We start from the raw sequence: 21,054 nt of genomic DNA, 5'->3' as shown, positions 1-21,054 counted from the left end.
GCGTTAGCGGCGATGCCGGCGTGGACGTGTTCGCTTTTGGTGGTTAAGAGTACACGAGCACTTTTGCTGGCAGATCGCCGTAGAGCATCTTTATTTCCCTTTCAGGCGTTCCCATGTATTTTACGAACATTGAGGGGCGGGCGGTAATGATCACGGCGCTCCGCCAAGTGTCGTGCCGTCGCAGATTTGCGGCGATGCGTTCGTAGAATTTCTCGACCTTGCGGGGGCTACCCATTCTGATGCCGTAGGGCGGGTTTGCGACGACGATGTCGTAGTTCAGCAGGAGCTCGCAAGCGTCCGCTTTGAAAAACGTGACGCTCACGCCTGCGAGCCTTGCGTTCTCTTCTGCGCCCTTGAGATAGCGTCCGTTGATGTCACTGCCGAAAACTCGTAGCTCTCGCTTCATAGGCTCGTATTTACGGCGAAACTCCAGAAAGGGCTCGCTGTCGAAGAGCGGCATGCTGTAAAGCTTTACTTCCTTAGTGTTCGGGATGCCGCACGCGTATCTTGCGGCTTCGATCGGGATCGTCCCGGAGCCGCAGACAGGGTCTATCAAACTCTCGTCGAACCGCCAACCCGAAAGCCTCACGAGCGAATACGCAATCGTCGGCTTCAGCGACGCAGGGTGCTTGAAGCTGCGGTAGCCACGCCTCGCAAGACTCTCTTCGCCCGTCGTGTCGATACCTACCCAAAAACTGTCGTCTCTGACCTCCACACGCACGATGACGTCCGGCTTTTCAAGATTTACCTTTAAACGCTTCCCAGTTGCCTCCATGTAAGAATCAATGACCGCCTGCCCGACGGTGGCGGCGACGTCCACCGACGTGAAATCATGCTTGCCGCAACGTTTCGCCCGCACCGCAAAACTTTGCTCCGCCATTATGCATCTGGAGAAGTCCACCCCTTTCACCTTCCTGTAAACGTCCTCCAGCCCTGCGAAATTGTCTTCAAGGAGGAGCATGATGACCCTATGGAGCGAGCGCCCCAAGAAATTCAGCTTGAAAAGGTCAAACTGGCTGCACTCAAACCTCACAAGCCCCAAGTGGGCCTTCTCAGCGCTTTTGCCGGTAAGTTCTTTGATTTCCCTTATCGCAATTTCTTCTAAGCCTTGCGTGGTCGTCGCCGCTCCTTCCATCTCCGTATCTTAGAGGATTAACGCAAGGGCATACTTTGCTGTTGGGCTGTAAGTTTTAAATAGTAGTAAATCTGACTGTTTGTCGGTACATATGCGATTTGGAGTTTCAATATGTATTGCATTGAGCTTTTTGTGCATTCTAAGTGGTGCTGTTCACGCTTTAAGCCTTTCCAATTCAGGCGGCGGCGACTGGAAATACTACAAGATAATCACGATAAAGGAGTGTTCTGGCGAGACGCTTACTGACTTTCAAATGCCTGTAATTCTTGACGTTTCAAATTTTGGATTTTCTAAAGCCAACGTTGATGGCTCTGACATCCGCTTTACGGATGAAGATGGAAATGAACTGCCATATTGGATAGAAGAGTGGGATTTCGGGCGTTATGCCAAGATTTGGGTGAGGGTCCCTCGCATACCCGCAAACGGCGAGGCGAGAATCAAAATTTATTATGGAAACCCCGCAGCGAGCGGCGTCAGTAACGGCGACGCTACGTTCGAATTTTTTGATGATTTTGAAGGGACGAATCTGGATACGAGCAAGTGGGACGTAGGCGGCTCCGGAACCGGGAGAGTCTCGGTCGAGAAGGGCAGCTTGAAACTATACATCATGGACCGCTCGCAGCACGACGACGCCCCGGTGTTCCTCACATCGAAAAACAGGCTGAGCTCGGGAATTTTAAAGATTAGGGCGAGAGGGAAGGTAGCTGGTGGCACTTCTCAGGGCTCCTGCCTGCTTATGCTCCTGACCTCGGACAAGTCGTTAAGAAGATTAAGCGACTGGCCCGGAGATTACCAACCGTGCTACGACGCCGGAGCAAAATTGGATTCTGACGGCGAATATAGCGTCCTGTGGACGGACAAAGATGCAGACGCCGAGCAGGAGTTGCGCGTAGCAAGCATTAAGAAAGACGCATGGAGCACAATAGAATTTTCATTAGACCTGCGCACTAACACTCTCCGGTCTGAAGACCCACACAGCACACTTTCTTTAACAATTACGGATGATTTGGCAGACAAACTGAAGCAGCCGTATGTATTCCTCGGCATCGCCAGAAGCGGGACAGGAAGCTTTGACGCTTTCATAGATTTCGTCCTCGCTCGTAAGTATACCGAGCTTGAGCCCGAGATAACAATTTCACCAGAATATTTTGCGGAAAAGGCGCCTGAGCTGAGATTAAACTTCGAATTCGGCAGGACGAGGCTGAAATTAGGGGAGACGACGCTTGTTGAGCTAAGCGTCGAGAACATGGGCAGCGTTGCCGCCCACGATGTGCGAGTGACTGTTACAACGGCGCCGGGGCTGAAGGTCGTTGACGGCAGCGAGTTTTCGATTTCGAGATTGGATGCCGGGGAGGGGAGGAAGTTCGAACTGGAGGTAGCGGCGGAAAGCGTAGGCTTTTCCGAGGTCGGCGCACGAGCCGCCTATAAAGACGCCATGGGAAACGAATACTCACAAGAAGTAGAGAAACAAGTCGAGATTTACGAGGAAGTCGAAGAGGAAAAAGAGGTGAGCGAAGAAGTCCCGGGTTTCAAGCTCCTGTCTGTTATGGCAGCGGCGCTCATTGCTTTCTTAATTAGAAGATTGCAGCAATCGGCACGGCGTTGATCAACCCTGGGGGCTGATCAGGATGCCCAGATGAACGGCTTTGCCATCAACGTCCCAAGTCTTCTCGTAAGCCCGTAGCTCGGCGGGGGGGCGTCCCTCCACGAGGCTCGTCGCCAGCGTTTCCTCTTTGACATAGTCTTCGTACTTCCGTATTGCCTTTTTGATGTCATCGGCGCCTTCGTAGAAGACTCTGATGTTGGCGGTGTATTCGAGGTCGAGCTCCTTCCGCATCTCCTGAATTCGGCGAACGACGTCCCGCACCAGCCCTTCCTCTCGAAGTTCTTGCGTAAGCTCAGTATTTATAAATATGGCGACGCCGAGCGCCTCGCCTTTTGCGAAGTTTTGACGTTCGGCAAGCTCGACGGTGACGTCCTCCGGCGTAATCCTCACGAGAGGCTCGCCGTCGCCAACCTCAAGCATGAAGAAGCCTTGTTTTTCGAGGGCGGAAGCCACCTCGCCGGCGTCGACACGCTGCAAAGCTTCGACGACGGTAGGCGTCCTCGCCTTGTATTTCGGTCCGAGCACCGCATATTTCGGCTTCACGACGTGCGTCACGAACTCTGAGGCGCTGCCGAACCTTATTTTCTTGACATTAAGCTCGTCTTGGAGTATTGGCAGCAGCTTTTTTATCTTTGACGCAGTTACCTCGTCGCAGACGACTATAGCTTCGCTCAGCGGCTGCCGTATCTTTATGCCTACGTTTGCCCTCGCAAATCTCCCCGCCTCCGCAAGCTTTGAAACCAAAAGCATGTGCTCTTCAAGCTCCGCGTCAATAAGCTTCTCGTCAGCCTCTGGGTAGTCGCAGAGGTGCACGCTCTCCTCAGCATCTTCGTAAATGCTCCTCACAAGGTTTTGGTAAATTTCTTCGGTGACGAACGGGACAAAGGGTGCGAGTAGCTTACAAAGCGTCACGAGCGTCTCGTAAAGCGTGAGATAGGCGCAGTCCTTGTCGTTGCTTGCTTCCGGCACCCAGAAGCGGCGCCGTGAGCGCCGCACATACCAATTGCTCAGCTCTTCAACCACAAACTCCTCAATCTTCCTCGCTGCTAAATGAAGCTCGTATTCGTCTAAATGCCTCCGCACGTCCTTAATCAGGGAGTTCAACCGTGAGAGCAGCCAACGGTCGAGCAAACTTCTTTCCTTTGTCCGAATGTTTTTAGCCCTCGGGTCGAAGTCGTCAATGTTTGCGTAAGTTACAAAAAAGAAGTAAACGTTCCAAAGCGTGTTCAGGAACTTCCGCATCTTCTCAAGGACCGCCTGCTCGTAGAAGCGTTTGTCGTCCTCAGGCGGGCTGATGACATAAAAATACCAGCGGAAAGCATCCGCCCCCTCCCTGTTGAAAATTAGATTCGGGTCGATGACGTTGCCGAGCCGCTTGCTCATCTTGCGTCCGTGCTCGTCGAGGATGTGCCCGAGGGAGAGCACACTTAGATACGGCGTTTCGCCAAAGACCGCAGTCGAAACTGCGAGCAGCGAGTAGAACCAGCCCCGTGTCTGGTCGATGGCTTCGGTGATGAACGTCGCCGGGAAGTTCTCCTCGAACTCTTCGTAGCCCTCGAATGGGTAGTGCCACTGCGCGAAGGGCGCTGCGCCGGAATCGTACCAGCAGTCTATGACATCGGGCACCCTGCGGGCGTCTCCGCCACACCGCTCGCACGTCAGCACAAGCTCGTCAACGTAAGGACGGTGCAAGTCCAAGCTCTCCTCGGTCGGAAAGACCTTGAAGAAATTCTTAGCTTTCCGCTTCAGCTCTTCGACGCCTCCTATAAAGTTCGCATCGCCACAGCGCTCGCAGACCCAAATTGGAAGCGGCGTCCCCCAATAGCGCTCTCTGCTCAACGCCCAGTCCACCACGTTCTCAAGGAAGTTCCCAAAGCGTCCGTGCTTTAGATGCGCAGGATACCAGCGCACTTCCTCGTTGTTCGCCAACAATTCGTCCCGCAGCTCGCTCATCTTGATGAACCACGTCTCTCTGGCGTAGTAGAGGAGTGGTGAGTCGCAACGCCAGCAGAACGGATATTTGTGCACGTAAGTTTCTCGCTTGTAGAGTTTTTCATTCTTCTCCAGCATTTCGATGATTTTCGGGTCGGCGTCCTTCACGAAGAGCCCGGCGAGCAGCGAAACCTCGTTGGTGAAGCGTCCGCTGCTGTCCACGGGCTGCGTGAAGCCGAGCTCATGCTCTTTGCAAACTTCGTAGTCGTCTTCGCCGAACGCCGGCGCAATGTGAACGACGCCCGTGCCCTCCTCAAGCGTAACGAACGTCGCGCACACGATTTTGTGAGCGTCGCCTTTAATCTTGGCATAGGGGAACAATGGCTCGTAACGCAAGCCCTCAAGTTCGTAGCCTCTGAACCTGCCCAAAACCTCGTATTCGTCGTCGAGAACGTGCAGGCGTGCCTCCGCAAGGATGAGGCGTTTCCCGGCGTGCCGCCCGCTCTTCAATTCAACTTTTACATATTCGTAGTCAGGATGCACCGCCAACGCCACGTTCGAGAGCAGAGTCCATGGCGTCGTCGTCCACGCCAGCACGTATGTGCTCTCAACATCCCCTATGTCCAAGGCGCCTTCAACGCTCTTTAAAGAGAACATTACGAAAATGGATGGGTCTTTCACATCTTTGTAGCCTTGAGCGACCTCGTGGCTGCTCAGCGGCGTCTCGCACCTCGGACAGAACGGCACGACCTTGTGCCCCTTGTAGAACAAGCCCTTTCTCCAAATCTCCTTCAACGACCACCAAACCGATTCGATATAATAATTTTCAAACGTGATGTAGGGGTTCTCCATATCAATCCAGAAGCCTACACGCCTCGTAGCCTCGACCCACTCCCGCTCGTATCTAAAAACAGACTCCTTGCAGAGCTTGTTAAACTTCTCGATGCCGAACGCTTCGATTTCGGGCTTATTGCTGATGCCCAGCTCCTTTTCGACCTCTATCTCCACAGGAAGCCCGTGCGTGTCCCACCCCGCCTTCCTCGGCACGTAATAGCCGCACATCGTCTTATAGCGTAGCACTAAATCCTTAACGGCTCTCGTCATGATGTGTCCGGGGTGTGGCGCCCCGTTCGCGGTCGGCGGACCTTCGACGAACACAAAACGCTCACGACCCCTACGACGCTCCACGCTCCGCTCAAAAATCCCCCGCTCGTCCCAGAACGCCAGCACCCGCTCCTCAAGCCTCGGAAACTCGGGTTTTAACGATACTTCCTTGAAACGCCCCATCCTACCCCCAATCCTCCCTTTAAGCGTTAACCTTAAAAAGTTTCTGGCATGCTTGCTGTGAAGCCGCTTGTTTAAAGCGTTCTGCCCTCACTGCTAAATTCATAACAGCTTAGTGAAAAGCTCGCCATTTATTCTCACGCCCACCCCTTGCAACTTTTAACAGCGTCGAGATGGCTGAGGACGGCATCCGCAACGTCCGAGGCGGCGTTCCTCGCCAAGGCGTGCTCGGAAGCTTTAAGCGAGAAGTTTTCTATGCTGTTCATTAGGGAAGCGCCATGAGCACGACGGGGATGCACCGTTGCATTATGTAGTGAGCCCAAGCATCACATCACCTCCAGCTTTATCTTGTAAATCCAGAGCGTGACGTTTTCGTAACTTGCGTTGTAGGGCTCGAAAAGGAGGCGTTCCCACTTTAAAGAGATGCCTGGCGCCGCTATGGGGGCATTTAGCACGTTACGACCGCCTCAGAATTTCACGGAGTGTAGCTGCGTCAAGAAAAATGTGAAACCACGGTCGAACACTACAAAAAAAGACAACAGTCCATAGTAGTAGTGTCAAGATACGTCTGCGAGCGAAATTTTTAATAAGTTTCCAACCCGTCAATGTCTAGGAGGTGACTCTATGAAAAAGATTGCCGCAGTAATTCCTGTAGCTTTGGTATTTATACTCTTTGGCATCTGCGTCATCGCCGCTGCGAGCATTGGTCCTGAGGATTTGCCTGCTGAGCTCGATAACATCGCAAAAACTGAGGGCGTAGCCGTGAAGATGGACGCTGCGGTGGCGAGTGTGGCGCTCGGCATCACGAAGACAGAAGCCGAAGCAAAGGCGTTTGCGCCCGATGCTCTCGACTTCGTGGACGGCAAGGCGAGAGTCGTCCTCGAGCTTGCAAACGAAGGCAAGAAAGCAGCACTCTCTCCAAAGCTTGAAAGGCTGGGCTGCGTCGTCGAGACTTCCTACAAAAACCTCGTTCAGGCGCTCGTCCCGCCGGAGCGGCTTAAAGACGTGGCGGCTCTCGACGAGGTTCTTTACGTGCGGGCGCCGCTGAAGCCATGCCTCCCAACGGTCACGAGCGAGGGAGTTCCTATGATAAACGCTGACGACCTGCACGCTCTCGGCGTCACGGGCAGCGGCGTGAAGGTTGCGATTATAGACTTGGGCTTCGAGGGCTACGCCACGAACCCTGAACTCCCGGCATCGTGCATTGCAGAGGTAAAATCTTTCAGAGCTGACCACGACATCGAAGCGGGTGAGGTTCACGGGACGGCGTGCGCCGAGATTATCCACGACGTGGCGCCCAGCGCCCAGCTTTACCTCTTCAACTTCGGGACCGACGTTGAATACGCGAACGCCGTCGCTTACGCCATCTCGAAGGGCGTTGACATAATCTCCGCGAGCCTCGGCTGGGTGAACGCCGGACCCTACGACGGCACCGGCGATATTTGCGACATCGCAAACGACGCACGTGCGCACGGCATCCTTTACGTGAACGCCGCCGGGAATCAAGCTGAGAAGCATTACGAAGGCACCTTCACAGACGCCGACAGCGACGGCTGGCACGAATTCGCAACGCCTGACGAAACCATAGATCTCGGCTACTTGCCCGCAGGGACGCCCGTGACGCTTTATCTCAGCTGGGACGACTGGCCCTATTCAAATCAGGACTATGACCTCTATTTGTTGGTGGAGACGCCTTACGGACTGGCAGTGGCAGCAAAATCTGCAAATCTCCAGACAGGAACGCAGCCGCCGACCGAGGCGATAGTTGGCACCTTGCTTGTATCCGGAAACTTCCACGTCGCCATTAAAAAATATCAGGCCACGAGGAACGTGCACTTCGAGCTTTACAGCTTCACGAACGACTTTCCGGAATACGACGTGCCTGAGAGCAGCCTCTGCATCCCGGCGGATGCCGAGGGCGTTCTGACCGTCGGTGCCGTTTATTGGCAGACTGGTGTTTTAGAAGACTTCAGCTCGAGAGGTCCGACGAACGATGGCAGAACGAAGCCCGACGTTGTTGCGCCGGACGGCGTCTCAACGTTCGCCTACGGCGCCGGAAACTTTTACGGAACATCGGCTGCGACGCCACACGTTGCGGGCGCTGCTGCTTTGCTGAAGAGCGCGTATCCAACGCTTACTGCCGACGACCTCCAGTATTATCTGGAGAACACCGCCATCGACCTTGGGGTGCCGGGCAAGGATAATAACTACGGAGCGGGCCTGATCGACGTCCTTGCGGCTTACGATGCCATCTCAGGACCGACAACTCCGACAGTGTCGATCTGGACGAACGAGCCGAGCTATACGGCGGGCGACGTCATGAACGTCGGACTTAGCGTCACGAACCCACTGGCAACACCTTACAACTGCCGGTTTGCGGTCTGGCTCCAGATGCCAACAGGCGGCATAGTCGTGGTCATTAACACACTTGTGACGTTGCCCTCAGGGCTTAATTACAACAACCCCGCGTTCCTGAGTTTTACGCTGCCGCCTTTGCCTTCAGGAAGCTACACGTGGCACGCTGCCATCATCGACCCAGCAACAGGAAGCTTCGTGGCGCATGACACTGCCACTTGGACGTTCGCCTAATTAGCCTCGTTCCGACTTGCCGCCGTAAATCCCCTCATTTCTTATTTTTAGCAAGGAGCGGCATAATAATTTAGGGAGATGAGGAATTTAAAGGCTAAGAGGTTAGAGAGTTTGAGTTACGAGTTGCCGCTTGAGTATTTTGCGAGGGAGCCGTATCCGGCGCTGCTTGAGCGGATAATGCGACAGTCTTTAGAGCTACGGCTTGTCGGCGTCAGCGCTGCTGATGTGGAAACGCTCAGCGAGGTCGTTGAGAAGAGGCGTGCTGCCGCTCATGTTGATGAGGACGTTATCATTTCGGGTGTTGATGGCGGCTCCAACGGAAAGAGCTGTGAGGGCATTTACGTGGGCGTCGCCTCCGCACTCGCCTATACATCGCCGCTCAAGATCTTGAAGGACGAAAGTCCTACATCTGATGGCTCTGTTGTTTTAATAGATGCCGAGGACGGGGAGCAGCAGTGGCTCTCCCTGTTCGAGAGACATCTGACAGTCCGAGTCGCAGCGAGCGTCGTCGTAAATAGGCGACCGGACTGGCTCCTGCTGGACGGGGGCTTGATTCTGAGACCGCAGTATTTAAGGCTGCTCGAAGGCGTCGAGGAGGTTTACGACGAGGGCGTTTCCAAATACGTTCGCTACGAGGAGCGGCTGCATTCGTGCCTGACTGGGATGCTTCGGCTTTTGGAGCTGTGCGAGAGGCGGCACACGAAAATTTTGGGCGTGGTGAAGCGTCCGACCGCCCGCCTTCTTGCGGCGAAGGCGAACTGTAAACACCGCGACAGCGTCCTCTTGGATAAATTTCTGGACGTCGGCGAGTTCGTGGTGCTGGACGTCGGCGAGAACCCGATGCTGCAGCGGTATGAAGAGGTCGCGGGAAAAAATTTTGAAATTCGGGTCGCCTATATAAAGACATCGAAGGCTAAGGGTCCGATAAGGGTGGAATTCCCAAAGAGCGTCGAGCCTGAGGAGGCGATGTCGCTGATACTCGCAGATTCCGACGTCGTCACCGGAGTCCCCGCACACATCCTACGGGCAGACAGCCTCGTCAGAATCCACAAGGATACCTTTAAGGCGGTGTTTTCAAGACTCGTCTGGAACAACCTGCACGCCCTGGAGATGCTACGCCCACAGCGAGGGGAGGAATTTGAGCTGGAGGGGCATATCTGACGCAGCCGCCGACTGCAGCGGCGGCGGCGAGCGGGAAGATGTGGGCATTGTAATCTCGCCGAGCGGCATAGACGAGTTCACGGTGCTTCTGACTAAGGAGGGGGCGTTGCAGCGTGGCTCTTACTGCATGTTCGAGCATCCTGTGCGGCGAGGCGTGCTGTGCTTAGCTCGAATCTTCGACGGCGAAGCGAACAATCCAGATATGCTACCGCTTTCCTTCGGACCGATTCTTGTGAAAAGCGGCGTGGAATTAGGCAGGGAGAAGGAAGTCGTTTTGTTAAAGGCAGAATTTTTAGGGTATATTGACGGGGGTTTTAAGAGCGCAGACTACCCGCCGCTGCCCGGTCAGAAGGTTTACGAGGCGTCTGCCGATGACGTTCGGGCGTTCTACACGAGCGCCGAGGGCATACAACTCACGCTCGGCAGAGACCCGCACTCCGGGCTTGACCTGAGCTTTAGCGTGGATGCGATGACCAAGGGACACGTGGCAGTGTGCGGGATGACACGCTCCGGGAAGACGACGTTCGTGCTGAATTTGATAGCAAGGGGCGTGGAGCGGGGCTGCCACTTCCTCGTGATTGACCGCACCGCCGAATATATACAGCCGCTGTCGGATGTCGGTGTTCGGGTTGCGGTGCGGATGCCTGAGGATTTTAAGGCGCTCTCAAGCATGGATGCTGCCAAGGTCGCCTCCTTCCTGAGGCTCGATGCGAAGAGCAGGAAAACGGATGCGAGGGTCGTCGAAGTCGTGCATTCGAGGGTGCGGCGGGTGGTCGCAGGGGAGCTGACGCCGGAGGAGCTTTGCGACGTCGCTTCCGTCTGGGAGGAGTGTGTAGAGGGGGAGCGGCGTAGCGACATGCGAGAACGCATGCTGCGCCTGCTCGAGGAGCGGGAGGCGTTGCTGCGACGCCTTGCCGAGATGAAAACGGAGCCAGATAGCGTCGTGGACCTCGTTAGGGACCATAAAATCACACTCCTCGACCTCTCCAAGGAGCGGGACATCGGCAGCCAGCAGCTCGCCATTTACAACGTGCTTCGTCCGCTTTTCGACCACGCAGTGGCGACGCAAGGCGAAGACCTGACTTGCATGGTCGTCGTAGAGGAAGCTCAGTTCTACGCCCCGGAGCGCAGCGCCATAACCTACGGCGAGCACTGGAAACTCTCCACTGAAATCCTGACGGCGTGCCTCTCGCAACTCGGCGGCTTCAACGTCGGTTTTATCATCATCACACAGCGACCTGCTTACGTCAGCAAGGCGTTGCTCTCGCAGTGCAACACTTTCGTCATCTTCAGACTTATGAGTGGCGCCGACCACGAACAAATCGCAAGCGTCACCGGCTACCCCCGCTACCGCATTAGCAAGCTCCTTAGCGGTCTTCCTGACCACACTGCCTACGTCATCGGCATGGCTTCCCCCTTCAACTTCCCCACCTTCATTGAAACCGTTAAAGAAAACAGAAAATACCCGAGGAAGGCGACGCTGACCCCCTCGCAAGTGATTGAGCGGATGAGAGCGGCGGCTTTAGAGCGCCGACCGCCATCAGGTGGCTGACTCTGCTCATATCCTCAAATGGCAGACTTAAATATGGGCAAGACTTAAAGACTCCTGAAGCATGTAGGGGGAAGGAAAGATGCAAGCTTCGAAAAATGCGATAAAAGAGAGTGTTGAGAGGTTTTTCTTAGTTCTTGGCTTCTCGCTGCTCTTTGGCATTATGATTTTCCCTGAACTCCGTAACGGCATGGGCGTTGCGCTAGACGCCGTCCTCTCACCGCTCGTCCCGCTCTTCGGCGGTAACGTCTTGCTCGTCATTTTCGTGCTCGCCCTGTTAACGGGCGTTTACTCGGCGCTCATCCAGCATTACACGATTGACTGGACGCTCATGGAGAAGGCGAAAGAGTTCCAGAAACGGCTGCGGGAGCTTCAAAAAGAGTATTTAGAGGCAAAACGAGAAAATAACAAGTTCAAAATGAAAAAAATTGAAAAGGAGCGGTTAGAGCTAATGAAGGAGCAGACCCAGTTCTCGGGGGAGATGCTGAGGCAGCAGATGAAGCCCATGGCTTACATCAGCATCATCACGATCCCTCTGTTCATGTGGCTCTACTATTTCGTCTCGCAGAACGGCGAGATAATGCAGGCGGTCTTCCCGCTCGTCGGCGAAACCGACTTGACGGACTGGTGGTTTATATTCCCATACTGGGTCCTTTGGTATATCATATGCTCAATACCGATAGGGCAGCTCGTTAGGAAGTTTTTAGAGCTTCGCCGCTAGTGATAACATGAGAATCGTGATATGCGGGCTTCCGGGGAGCGGTACGACGACAGCCGCAAGATTACTTTCAGAGAAGCTGCACATTAAGATGCTTTCGGCGGGCGAAGTCTTTAGGAGGTTCGCAAAGGAGCTTAACCTAAGCTTGGAGGATTTCAGCAAGCTCGCTGAGAAAGACGCAAGTTTTGACCGGCGGCTGGACGAGTTTCAAAAAGAATTAGCGATGCGTGAGCCGGACATAATCGTAGAGGGGCGAGTTTCGGCGTTCTTCGTTCCCGCAGACTTAAAGGTTTGGCTGGAGGCGCCTTTGGAGGTTAGAGCGGAAAGGGTAGGGAAAAGGGAGGGCATCCCCTTTGAAAAGGCGCTTTCCGCCATCGTCGAGCGAGAGTGCTCCGAAAAGAGGCGTTACAAGGAGTATTACGAGATTAACTTGGAAGACCTCTCCACGTATGATTTAATTATAAACACCGCGAAATTCAACGAGAACGAGGTTGTCGAGATAATAATGGCTGCCGTGCGATGTTTGGGTGAGAGAAGTGAAGAGTGAGGCAGAATTAGAATTCCTTAAGAAATACGTGAAGGCGTTTAACAAGGCGTATTCCGGGTATTTGAGGAAGAGGAAGCCGACTCTGCTTTACGAGCCGATAAAGGATTTGCTTAGCAGAGGGGGGAAGCGACTTCGTCCGGCGTTATGCATGATGAGCTGCGAGCTCGTCGGAGGAGATTTAGAGCGGGCGTTGCCGACCGCCATATGCCTTGAGCTGTTCCATAATTTTTCTTTAGTCCATGACGACATTCAAGACGGCAGCGTCCTGCGGCGGGGGCAGCCAACGCTGCATGTCAAATACGGAATTCCCGCAGCGCTCAACGCCGGCGACGGGCTTTATTCGTTGGCATACAAAGCGTTGCTCCAGAATAAAGAGCGCTTCAGCAGTATGGAGACAGCATGGAGGATTCTTGAAGTCTTTACGGAGATGAGCCTTAAGCTCGTCGAGGGGCAGGCGATGGACCTCGAGTTTAAAGAGCGCAAGGAGATGAGCGAGCCGCAACTCATCGAGCACCTGAAGAAGAAGACGGGAGCGCTGTTCTCGGCGTCGGCGGAGTGCGGAGCGCTCGCTGGCGGCGCTGCCTTCGAGAATGCAAGGAAGCTGGGACGCTGCTGGGAAGCGGTGGGCATCGCCTTTCAGATACGGGATGACCTCTTAAACCTCACAGGCAACGAGGAGAAATACGGAAAGCGGATAGGCGAGGACATTTCCGAGGGTAAGCCGACGCTGATGCTCGTCCACTGCTTAGGGCGTTGCACCGAGGAAGACAAGAAAAAAATATATGCGGCGATGTCCGAATACGATAAGAAGAAGATAAAAGCTGTCATCAGAATATTTGAGAAATACGGCTCGCTGGAGTATGCGGAGCGACGAGCTCGGGAGTTCCTTGAACGGGGGGTGCGGGGCATAAAAAGATTTAAGGCAGACGGCGTGAATGAAGAGATGAGAGAGAATATGGTGCAGCTTGCAAGATATTTCGTGGAACGGGAGCTTTAGGGGGGTAAGAATGGCAGAAAGCATGGTGAGCAAGAAAGAGTTCGGTAGAGGGGCGCACGCTTGCCGCCGATGCGGCAGGCGGGAGGGACTCATCCGGAAATATCGCATTTACCTGTGTAGGCAGTGCTTCCGGGAAGTGGCGAAGGACATGGGCTTCAAGAAATATATGTGAGGTGGTAAGGTGAGTTTGAACGACCCGCTTGCCGACGCCCTCTCGGCGATAAAAAATGCAGAACGGGTGGGCAAGAAGGAATGCATAATAAAGCCAGCGTCGAAGCTCATCGGCAACGTCCTTAAAATCATGAAAGACGAGGGCTACATCGAGGAGTTCGAGCTCATAGACGACGGGAAAGCAGGCATCCTAAAAGTGATGCTTAAGGGCAGAATCAACAACTGTAACGCCATAAAGCCGAGGTTCCCGGTCAAAAAGGACGAGTTTGAGAAGTGGGAGCGCCGTTTTCTCCTCGCCAGAGACTTCGGCGTTCTCATAGTGACGACGTCAAAAGGCGTCATGACCCACCGCAAAGCCAAAGAACTCGGCATCGGCGGCAGCCTGTTAGCTTTCGTTTATTGAAATACGTGAAATTATCGCCCCCCCTTTGGCTGATGCGTTACGTCAGTTGTATGCTGGAAGCGGATACAGAATTAATCATCGTGATTCTTTGGATAAAAAGTGATGTCGGGTCTTGCGGATGGTCTTGAAGCGAGGGGGCTTCTGAACGACGTAAAAAAGTAGCCGCTCTTACGTATTTGGTGGAGGAGCGGGTTTCTAAAGGAAGGCGGGCGGATTCCAACTGGCTGCACAACGTGCGACAAGCTCTTACTCCAAACCAAGTGGCGAGGAATGCTTTGCAGCGAATGGACGGGCAGCTCCGCCGAATAGGGAAACATCTGCGGAGGTGGAGAGTTCCCCCTACCAAAGTCCGTGAAAAAGTTTTAGCGCTTCGACATATTGTTGGAAAGGATTGGGTATGAGCTTGGCAGATGCTTTCGCAGGACGCTGGGAGCTAAGGGCTCAGTGATTAAGCTTAGAAATTTAGACCACTGCGCATCCGGCAAGGCGCATAAAGACATTGAAATGCAACGCTCGTCAGCGAATTATAAAGGGCACGACGGAAATTTGGATGAGCTTGAAACTTACCGAGCGGTTCAACGCATCTTCGTAGGCGTGACGAGTTATATGCGCATGTCTATGCAGCCGTCGGTGGGTCATGTGCCACTCCAGCCGAGCTTTGAAGTTTTGGCTGAGAATACAGCAATGAGCCGTCGGTAGGTCATGTGCCACTCCAGCCCGCTCAAAGCCGCTCACATCACTTTATCAAAACGCTTTTCGTTATTTTTGCGTTTAGCACGTTTTTCATATGCCGTATCCCGTAGTCCTGTTCGTAGTCACTAATGGCGGCGACGCAGTCCGCAGGAACGACGACGGCATAGCCTTGCATCGCAGCATCCGCCGCAGTATGCAGCACGCAGATGTTCGTGACGACGCCCGTGATTATCAAAGTGGCAATGTCCCGCTCTCTTAGATATAAATCGAGGTCAGTACTGAAGAAGGCACTGTAGCGCCGCTTTTTGACCACATGGCTTTTCTCAGGCACTTCCAACTCGTCAACGATTTCGGCGCCGTCCGTGCCGGCGACGCAGTGCTTCGGCCATATTTTGAATTCGGGGTCGTCGTCTCGGTGCCAATCCTGCGTGAATATCCAGTGCTCCTGCGGGACGCTCGTGCGTTGCAGCAGCGATTTTATTCCCCCGACGGCGTTTTTCGCTGCATCCCCGATGTAAAGGGCACCACCTTCGTAACAAAAATCTTTTTGCATGTCCACGATGATGATTGCGGTTTCTGCGGGCTTTATGATAACCTCCTCCGCCTTTATCTTAGTTTCCGCCGCCATTATACCAATCCTCCGAAGATGGCGTAGCTCGTGATGAGACCGGCGAAGAGGATGGCGATAGTGTTCATGACTTTTATCAGCGGGTTGATTGCGGGACCAGCAGTATCCTTGTAAGGGTCGCCGACGGTGTCGCCGACGACCGCCGCCTTGTGCGCTTCAGAGCCCTTGCCGCCGAGGTTGCCCTTTTCGATGTATTTCTTGGCGTTGTCCCAGGCGGCACCACCGGTCGCCATCTGCAAAGCAAGTAGGAGTCCCGTGACGATAGACCCAAGGAGGAGCCCACCGAGCGCCACAGGTCCAAGGACGAAGCCGACCGCCAGCGGGAACAGCACCGCTATCAATCCCGGAACGGTCATGCCTTTGAGCGCCTCTTTCGTGACGATGTCCACGCACCGCCCATATTCCGGACGTGCTCGCCCCTCCATGATGCCCTCAATTTCATGGAACTGCCGCCGCACTTCTTCTACGACTTTAAATGCGCCATTGCCGACCGCTCGCAGGCAGAACGCCGAGAACAGGAACGGGATGAGCCCGCCGATGAAGAGCCCCGCGAGGACGTAGGGGTCGGCGAGGTTGAACTTTTCGAGTATTTCCGTGACTGAGATGCTCGCCTTAATGCTGACCTCGACGACATAAGCCATAAAGAGTGTGAGTGCCGCAAGCGCCGCTGAGCCAATGGCGAACGCCTTTGTTACCGCCTTCGTTGTGTTCCCAACAGCGTCGAGGGCGTCCGTTGTCTCCCGGACTTCGGGGTCGAGGTCTGCCATCTCAGCGATACCTCCCGCATTATCAGTTATCGGACCGTAGGAGTCCATAGCGATAATCATGCCGGTCAGCGAGATCATACCCATGACGGCGATCGCAACGCCATATGCGCCGACGGCAATGCCGCTCGCCGTGGCAATGCTGACGGTGGAACTACCTGCGAAGAAGGATGCGAGGATGCCGCCGCAGATGACGAGAGCGGGGAGTGCGGTGGATTCAAGCCCCATTGAAAGTCCTATGATGATGTTTGTCGCCGGGCCTGTCTGTGAGGACTCTGCAATCGCCCTCACCGCCCTGTAACGATCCGCCGTATAATACTCAGTGATTGCAAAGAGGGCAATGGCGATGACAAGCCCGACGAGCGACGCAACATAAATGCCGACACCGAGCCCGGGAACGAGAGCTTTTGATGCGAAGTAAAAGCCAATGGCGGAGAGCACGCCCGCCACGGCGAGCCCCCGATACATGGCGCCTATGATGCTTCCATTTTCTCGCATGCGCACCGAGAATACGCTGACTATGGAGGCGAGGATGGCGATCGCGCCGAGGACGAGCGGGAAGAGCACGTAATTTGCGTCTTTAAAGATGAGGTAGCCGAGGAGCATGGCGCCGATCGCCGTCACCGCATAAGTTTCGAAGAGGTCAGCCGCCATGCCTGCGCAGTCGCCGACGTTGTCGCCGACGTTGTCGGCGATAACCGCCGGGTTCCTCGGGTCGTCCTCGGGTATGCCCCTCTCAACCTTTCCAACGAGGTCTGCGCCGACGTCTGCGGACTTCGTGTAAATGCCGCCACCTATTCGAGCGAAGAGCGAGATCAGGCAGGCGCCGAAGCCGAAGCCGACGACAGCCTCCAAAGCCTCGAGATATGCATGTTCGGCGGGCGGAACGCCCTTTGTCAGCATGAAGAACGGCACACTTATTCCGAGAAGCGCCAAGCCGACGACGCAGAGTCCCGTGACCGAGCCGCCTTTAAACGCTACGGAGAGTGCCCTTTTAACGCCTTCTCTTGCGACGTTCGCCACTCTCGTGTTCGCGCGCACCGACATATTCATTCCTAAGTAGCCTGCGAGCGCAGAAAGTGACGCACCTGCGAGGAAGCAGACCGCCGTCTTCAGATTGATGGTAACAGCGAGCACCACGAAGAGCGCAGCTGCGAACACCGCAATCGTTCGATACTGACGGTTTAAGTAAGCCATTGCGCCTTCCTTCACCGCCTCCGAAATCTCGACCATGCGCTCGCTGCCCCGCTCCTCCCTGAGCACGAGATGTGCGAGAAGCGCTGCAAATGCTAAAGCGAGCGCCGCCGAACCCACCACCAATGCCGTGAACATGATGACCCCCGTTCAATTCTCAACTTCACAATTTAAATTTGCTTTCCCTTTAAACCGTGTGCACACTCGATTTGCCTTCCCAACGCCCACCCAGCTTTATTTAATATTTGATAGTATAGGTGTCCAATGAGCTTCGAGGAAGAGATTAAAACATTCCTTCAAAAAGAAGGTGCTGACATATCGGGAATATGCGCTGCTAAGCCATTTAAAGAATCTGAGGTGATATTATCGGGTGCGGAGAGCGTCATCGTCGTCGCGGTTCGGCACTCAAGAGCCGCCCTCTCGTCGAAGAACCTTAGAGTGAAACAATACGACACCCTCATCGCATATAGGGAGATAGATAGGATAACAAGAGCGTTATTCAGATTTTTAGGAAGATGTTGCTGCTAATCCCCTTCTTTTCAAAGGAGGGATACAGCAGGGGAGGTGGATGGGAAAGTATTTATATACTTGCGTTTGAATATATGACGAGTCCGTGGGTATAACCTGCGGATAGGGGCTGCGTGCCCAGCTCGAAGGGGAGCGCCGTATTTGGCTTATTTTTGAGGTCATGACTGCCTCGAAATTTCCACGCCCAGCTCGAAGGGGAGCGCCGTATTTGGCACACTCCCCAACCTCGCGCATCCGGTGGATGCCCCTTCAGTGAGGGGAGGAGGTCACAGGAAAAAGGATTCGAAGCCGTCGTAATACCGCCGTATTTTCCCGTAAGAATGGGGAGGCAAGGCATATTTGGGGACTTCCCGCACAGACGTGCCGCTGTGGAAGCAGGACTTGGCGAAATAGGCATCAACGGTCTCCTCATAACGCCGCAGTTCGGACCGAGAGTCCGATTTGGCTCCGTGCTCACGACTGCACGTTTGAAGCCCGATAAGAAATTTGAAGAAAAGTTGTGCGACAGAGAGGGATGCCGCAAGTGCATAGAGGCGTGCCCGGCAGGGGCCATAAGTGAAAATGGCTGGGATAGGGCAAAATGCACACGCTTCGTAGGGCGTTACCACGAAATACCTAAAATCCTTGAAGCTTTGACAAAAGATGCAAGGAATGCATTAAGGTCAGAATCCGTCTGGGACTTCTACCAGCAGCTCGTCATGGGCACCGTCCAATATTGCTTTGAGTGCGTTAGTGCGTGCCCCGTAGGCATGAGGTGAGGCGTGAGCGGGAGCGACGCCAAATTTTAAGGACCTCGGCGATTTCGAGTTTGATGGTAAACGGCTTGCGAGGAAGCTCGAGCTAAAGAAATAGCTGACGTGCTGACAGGGCGGTCCGCAGGTAACCGGCGACTCAAAACCTGAAAACCTCGTCCCATTTCCTCTCCCCAACGACAACGCCGAACTCCAGCGGCGTCATCACCGGCTTCTTAAAGTCGTAAAAGTCCTCGGCGAGCCTCGGGCATGCCGTGCTAACGAAGGCGTCCACATCAAAAGCCAAGAGCTTCTCCCTCGTCACCTCGTCCATGGAAATCAAATAGGCTTTAAACCCCTTACGCCTCGCAAGCCTCAAAATTTCAAGAGCTGCCTTTAAGTCGAACTGCCCCGGTTTCATGCCTAAAAGCACGCCAAATCGCCTCGCATCGGACGCCCGCTCCGTAACTGCCATGCGCTTAGCCATCAGTCGCTTTGGCGTCACCTCTTCTACGCTACCGCTGAGAGGGTCGGCGACGACCACTTTTTTGCCTAAGTAGAGACTGAGCCCTTCGGCATGGAATTTCCCACTGCCTAGAAGAAGAATCTCCTCGCAACCGGAAGCCGCCGCGGAAAAGTCGCAGCCGAGAATTTGCCCCTCACATTTTGCTCGCATCTTCCCCAGAGGTCTAGAGACACAGCCGTTCTTCCCTTTGCCAGCTACAACATACTTTCCAAAGTTTTTAAGCGTAGTCCTGGCTTCTTCTAAAGAATGAGCATGCTGGACTGTTGCGACAAGTCCGACGGCGTTGCTACGCAGGAGAGGCGCAGCTTTCGCCACAACAGGCTTGACATCGACGAGCGCCCTACATTCCAGGAAGATACAACGCTCCTGAATTACTGAGCGAAGCCGCTCGCAACGCTCAGCCGCTTTACGAAGCAACCTCGTCGCCGATTCCTGCCGCTCGCCTGTCGTTTCATCTGCAAGCTCGCTACTGACGAGAAATTCGGAGTGTCCAAAGTGGAAAAGCACGTCCACAAGCTCCAAAAGCTGCACGTCCACGTCGCAGGCACCGTAACATGAACGCCCCGAAATTACGGTCTCCACGCCGAAGCTTGAAATTTCCGACGCTATTTCTGTGCCGAACCGCTTAAGACCATCAGGGAGCTGGATGCCCGCCACGCTTACGCCCCTCTCCTTAATTACCCGCTTCACCTTCTCCAACTCAAAATCCAATTTCGCCACGGTCATCAACTTAAGCCCAAAGCCCCCGCAAAATCCACCAAAAATTGCTCAGCTGCTTCCTCAGTGACGTGCGGCATGATTACGAGACGCAGTGCCTTCGGCTTCTTCGTGGTGGAGACACGCCAGCCCCACTCCCTCAAACGCTCGGCAACAAGCTCCACATTCTCAACTTTTAAGGCGATTACGTTCATAACAGGCTCGATCACAGGCTCCACGCCAAGTTTGCGAGCTCCCTCGACGATGAGTTTCGTGAGCCGCATACACTCTCCCACTACCTTTCTAAGCCCCTCTCTCCCCAGAAGTTTAAGCACTGCAAATGTTGCGGCAGCAGCAGCCCCGCTCCTCGTCCCGACGAGCGAATACTGCGCCTTCGTCGTGAGGTACGGTGTTTCGACGGCGAGAGCTTCGAGGTGTTCGCGGCGACGGAACAGGAGGCAGCCCGCGGGAATCGTGCTCATCCCCATCTTATGCGGGTCTATGGATATGGCAGACACGCCCTCTACCGAAAAGTCGAACTTATAGCGACGCTCCAGAAACGGAATGACAAAGCCGCCGAACGCCGCATCCACATGTAGAAACACGCTTTTCTCGAGCGCAAGCTCCGCAAGCTCTTCAATAGGGTCAATCTGCCCGAACTCCGTCGTCCCGGCGATGCCGACTATCGCTACGGTCCGCTTGTCCGTTAACTCCCCAACGGCACCCACGTCCACCCTCAGCTCGTCGTCGAGCCTCGCCTTCCGCACCTCTAAGGAAAGCAGGTCCGCTATTTTATCAAACGAGAAGTGTGCGGACTCCGGCACCACGATGTTAAAGGTGGCGTTGCCCAACTCCTTTCTTTTGAGGTTGCGGGCTGCCCGTATCGCTTGGATATTTGACTCGGTCCCGCCTGTGGTCACGTAGCCCACCGCATCCTCTTTTCCAAGCAGCGAGCCGAGCATCCTCACAACTTCGCTCTCCATCTCCTTCGTCCCCGGGAAGAGCCCGTAGTCGCCGAGGTTCGCCTCTATGAACTTCATGTGCGCCCGTATCGCAATCTCATGAGGATACGTGCACATCGAGGAGAAAATCCGCTCGTAGCGCAAATCCTTCCGCTTCTTCTCTTCCAGCAGTAGTTCTACTTCCTCAGCACTCAAGCCCCGTTCTTCCATTCTCGCCCCTCCGTTCTTACTCTAACGTCC

At 54.5% G+C, this 21,054-nt stretch carries 20 protein-coding genes; 12 read left to right on the top strand and 8 right to left on the bottom strand.

The features are described from left to right. Positions 1-43: 43 nt before the first annotated feature. Positions 44-1,135 (bottom strand): tRNA (guanine(6)-N2)-methyltransferase, encoded by a 1,092-nt coding sequence (trm14, locus tag ACXJJA_RS02475; RefSeq protein ID WP_456486647.1) that lies wholly within the window; start codon positions 1,133-1,135, stop codon positions 44-46. A 91-nt stretch (positions 1,136-1,226) separates the two neighbouring features. On the opposite strand from trm14, the gene ACXJJA_RS02470 reads away from it, so the two are divergent. Then, positions 1,227-2,741 (top strand): DUF2341 domain-containing protein, encoded by a 1,515-nt coding sequence (locus ACXJJA_RS02470; RefSeq protein ID WP_456486646.1) that lies wholly within the window; start codon positions 1,227-1,229, stop codon positions 2,739-2,741. Here ACXJJA_RS02470 and ileS read toward each other — a convergent pair whose 3' ends face one another. The 3 genes from ileS to ACXJJA_RS02455 form a co-directional block, all read right to left on the bottom strand. Further along, complete coding sequence (ileS, locus tag ACXJJA_RS02465; protein ID WP_456486645.1) at positions 2,742-5,960, bottom strand: isoleucine--tRNA ligase; 3,219 nt, start codon at positions 5,958-5,960, stop codon at positions 2,742-2,744. 134 nt (positions 5,961-6,094) lie between these two features. Further along, on the bottom strand, positions 6,095-6,223 hold the full coding sequence (locus ACXJJA_RS02460) for a hypothetical protein (protein WP_456486644.1): 129 nt from the start codon (positions 6,221-6,223) through the stop codon (positions 6,095-6,097). Between the two features lie 60 nt (positions 6,224-6,283). Further along, positions 6,284-6,412 carry a hypothetical protein gene (locus tag ACXJJA_RS02455; RefSeq protein ID WP_456486643.1) on the bottom strand — a complete coding sequence of 43 codons (129 nt, stop codon included), beginning with the start codon at positions 6,410-6,412 and terminating at the stop codon, positions 6,284-6,286. Between the two features lie 169 nt (positions 6,413-6,581). Here ACXJJA_RS02455 and ACXJJA_RS02450 point away from each other — a divergent pair, with 169 nt between their 5' ends. The 9 genes from ACXJJA_RS02450 (at position 6,582) to ACXJJA_RS02410 (ending at position 14,791) form a co-directional block, all read left to right on the top strand. Beyond that, on the top strand, positions 6,582-8,546 hold the full coding sequence (locus ACXJJA_RS02450; RefSeq protein ID WP_456486642.1) for a S8 family serine peptidase: 1,965 nt from the start codon (positions 6,582-6,584) through the stop codon (positions 8,544-8,546). 78 nt (positions 8,547-8,624) lie between these two features. Continuing rightward, positions 8,625-9,707, top strand: a complete 1,083-nt coding sequence (locus ACXJJA_RS02445; RefSeq protein ID WP_456486641.1) for a DNA double-strand break repair nuclease NurA — start codon at positions 8,625-8,627, stop codon at positions 9,705-9,707. After that, the gene (locus tag ACXJJA_RS02440; RefSeq protein WP_456486640.1) at positions 9,685-11,259 is read left to right on the top strand and encodes an ATP-binding protein; all 1,575 of its coding nucleotides are present in this window, start codon (positions 9,685-9,687) and stop codon (positions 11,257-11,259) included. The genes ACXJJA_RS02445 and ACXJJA_RS02440 overlap by 23 nt, the downstream gene beginning before the upstream one ends. Positions 11,260-11,338: 79 nt before the next feature. Further along, positions 11,339-11,977, top strand: coding sequence for a DUF106 domain-containing protein (locus ACXJJA_RS02435; protein WP_456486639.1), 639 nt, complete (start codon positions 11,339-11,341; stop codon positions 11,975-11,977). Between the two features lie 7 nt (positions 11,978-11,984). Next, the gene (gene cmk / locus ACXJJA_RS02430) at positions 11,985-12,521 is read left to right on the top strand and encodes a (d)CMP kinase (protein WP_456486638.1); all 537 of its coding nucleotides are present in this window, start codon (positions 11,985-11,987) and stop codon (positions 12,519-12,521) included. After that, complete coding sequence (locus ACXJJA_RS02425; protein WP_456486637.1) at positions 12,511-13,518, top strand: polyprenyl synthetase family protein; 1,008 nt, start codon at positions 12,511-12,513, stop codon at positions 13,516-13,518. The genes cmk and ACXJJA_RS02425 overlap by 11 nt, the downstream gene beginning before the upstream one ends. Before the next feature lie 10 nt (positions 13,519-13,528). Then, complete coding sequence (locus ACXJJA_RS02420; protein WP_456486636.1) at positions 13,529-13,690, top strand: 30S ribosomal protein S14; 162 nt, start codon at positions 13,529-13,531, stop codon at positions 13,688-13,690. A 9-nt stretch (positions 13,691-13,699) separates the two neighbouring features. After that, a complete protein-coding gene (locus ACXJJA_RS02415; RefSeq protein WP_456486635.1) occupies positions 13,700-14,092 on the top strand; it encodes a 30S ribosomal protein S8 in 393 nt (130 codons plus the stop codon). Between the two features lie 378 nt (positions 14,093-14,470). Continuing rightward, positions 14,471-14,791, top strand: coding sequence for a hypothetical protein (locus ACXJJA_RS02410; RefSeq protein ID WP_456486634.1), 321 nt, complete (start codon positions 14,471-14,473; stop codon positions 14,789-14,791). Positions 14,792-14,828: 37 nt separating this feature from the next. Here ACXJJA_RS02410 and ACXJJA_RS02405 read toward each other — a convergent pair whose 3' ends face one another. Continuing rightward, complete coding sequence (locus ACXJJA_RS02405) at positions 14,829-15,413, bottom strand: cysteine hydrolase family protein (protein WP_456486633.1); 585 nt, start codon at positions 15,411-15,413, stop codon at positions 14,829-14,831. After that, positions 15,413-17,509, bottom strand: coding sequence for a sodium-translocating pyrophosphatase (locus ACXJJA_RS02400; RefSeq protein WP_456486632.1), 2,097 nt, complete (start codon positions 17,507-17,509; stop codon positions 15,413-15,415). Before ACXJJA_RS02400 ends, ACXJJA_RS02405 begins: the two co-directional genes overlap by 1 nt. A gap of 126 nt (positions 17,510-17,635) precedes the next feature. Here ACXJJA_RS02400 and ACXJJA_RS02395 point away from each other — a divergent pair, with 126 nt between their 5' ends. Then, positions 17,636-17,899, top strand: coding sequence for a hypothetical protein (locus ACXJJA_RS02395; RefSeq protein WP_456486631.1), 264 nt, complete (start codon positions 17,636-17,638; stop codon positions 17,897-17,899). Between the two features lie 320 nt (positions 17,900-18,219). After that, positions 18,220-18,657: a hypothetical protein gene (locus ACXJJA_RS02390; RefSeq protein WP_456486630.1), complete on the top strand. Its 438-nt coding sequence runs from the start codon at positions 18,220-18,222 to the stop codon at positions 18,655-18,657. A gap of 133 nt (positions 18,658-18,790) precedes the next feature. Here the strand turns inward: ACXJJA_RS02390 and dph2 are convergent, their stop codons facing one another. Then, a complete protein-coding gene (dph2, locus tag ACXJJA_RS02385; protein ID WP_456486629.1) occupies positions 18,791-19,882 on the bottom strand; it encodes a diphthamide biosynthesis enzyme Dph2 in 1,092 nt (363 codons plus the stop codon). Beyond that, on the bottom strand, positions 19,882-21,024 hold the full coding sequence (mfnA, locus tag ACXJJA_RS02380) for a tyrosine decarboxylase MfnA (RefSeq protein WP_456486628.1): 1,143 nt from the start codon (positions 21,022-21,024) through the stop codon (positions 19,882-19,884). The genes dph2 and mfnA overlap by 1 nt, the downstream gene beginning before the upstream one ends. Positions 21,025-21,054 lie beyond the last annotated feature (30 nt).

The sequence above is a fragment of the Candidatus Alkanophaga liquidiphilum genome, from assembly GCF_053996935.1.
This window is presented reverse-complemented; position numbering and strand designations above follow the sequence as displayed.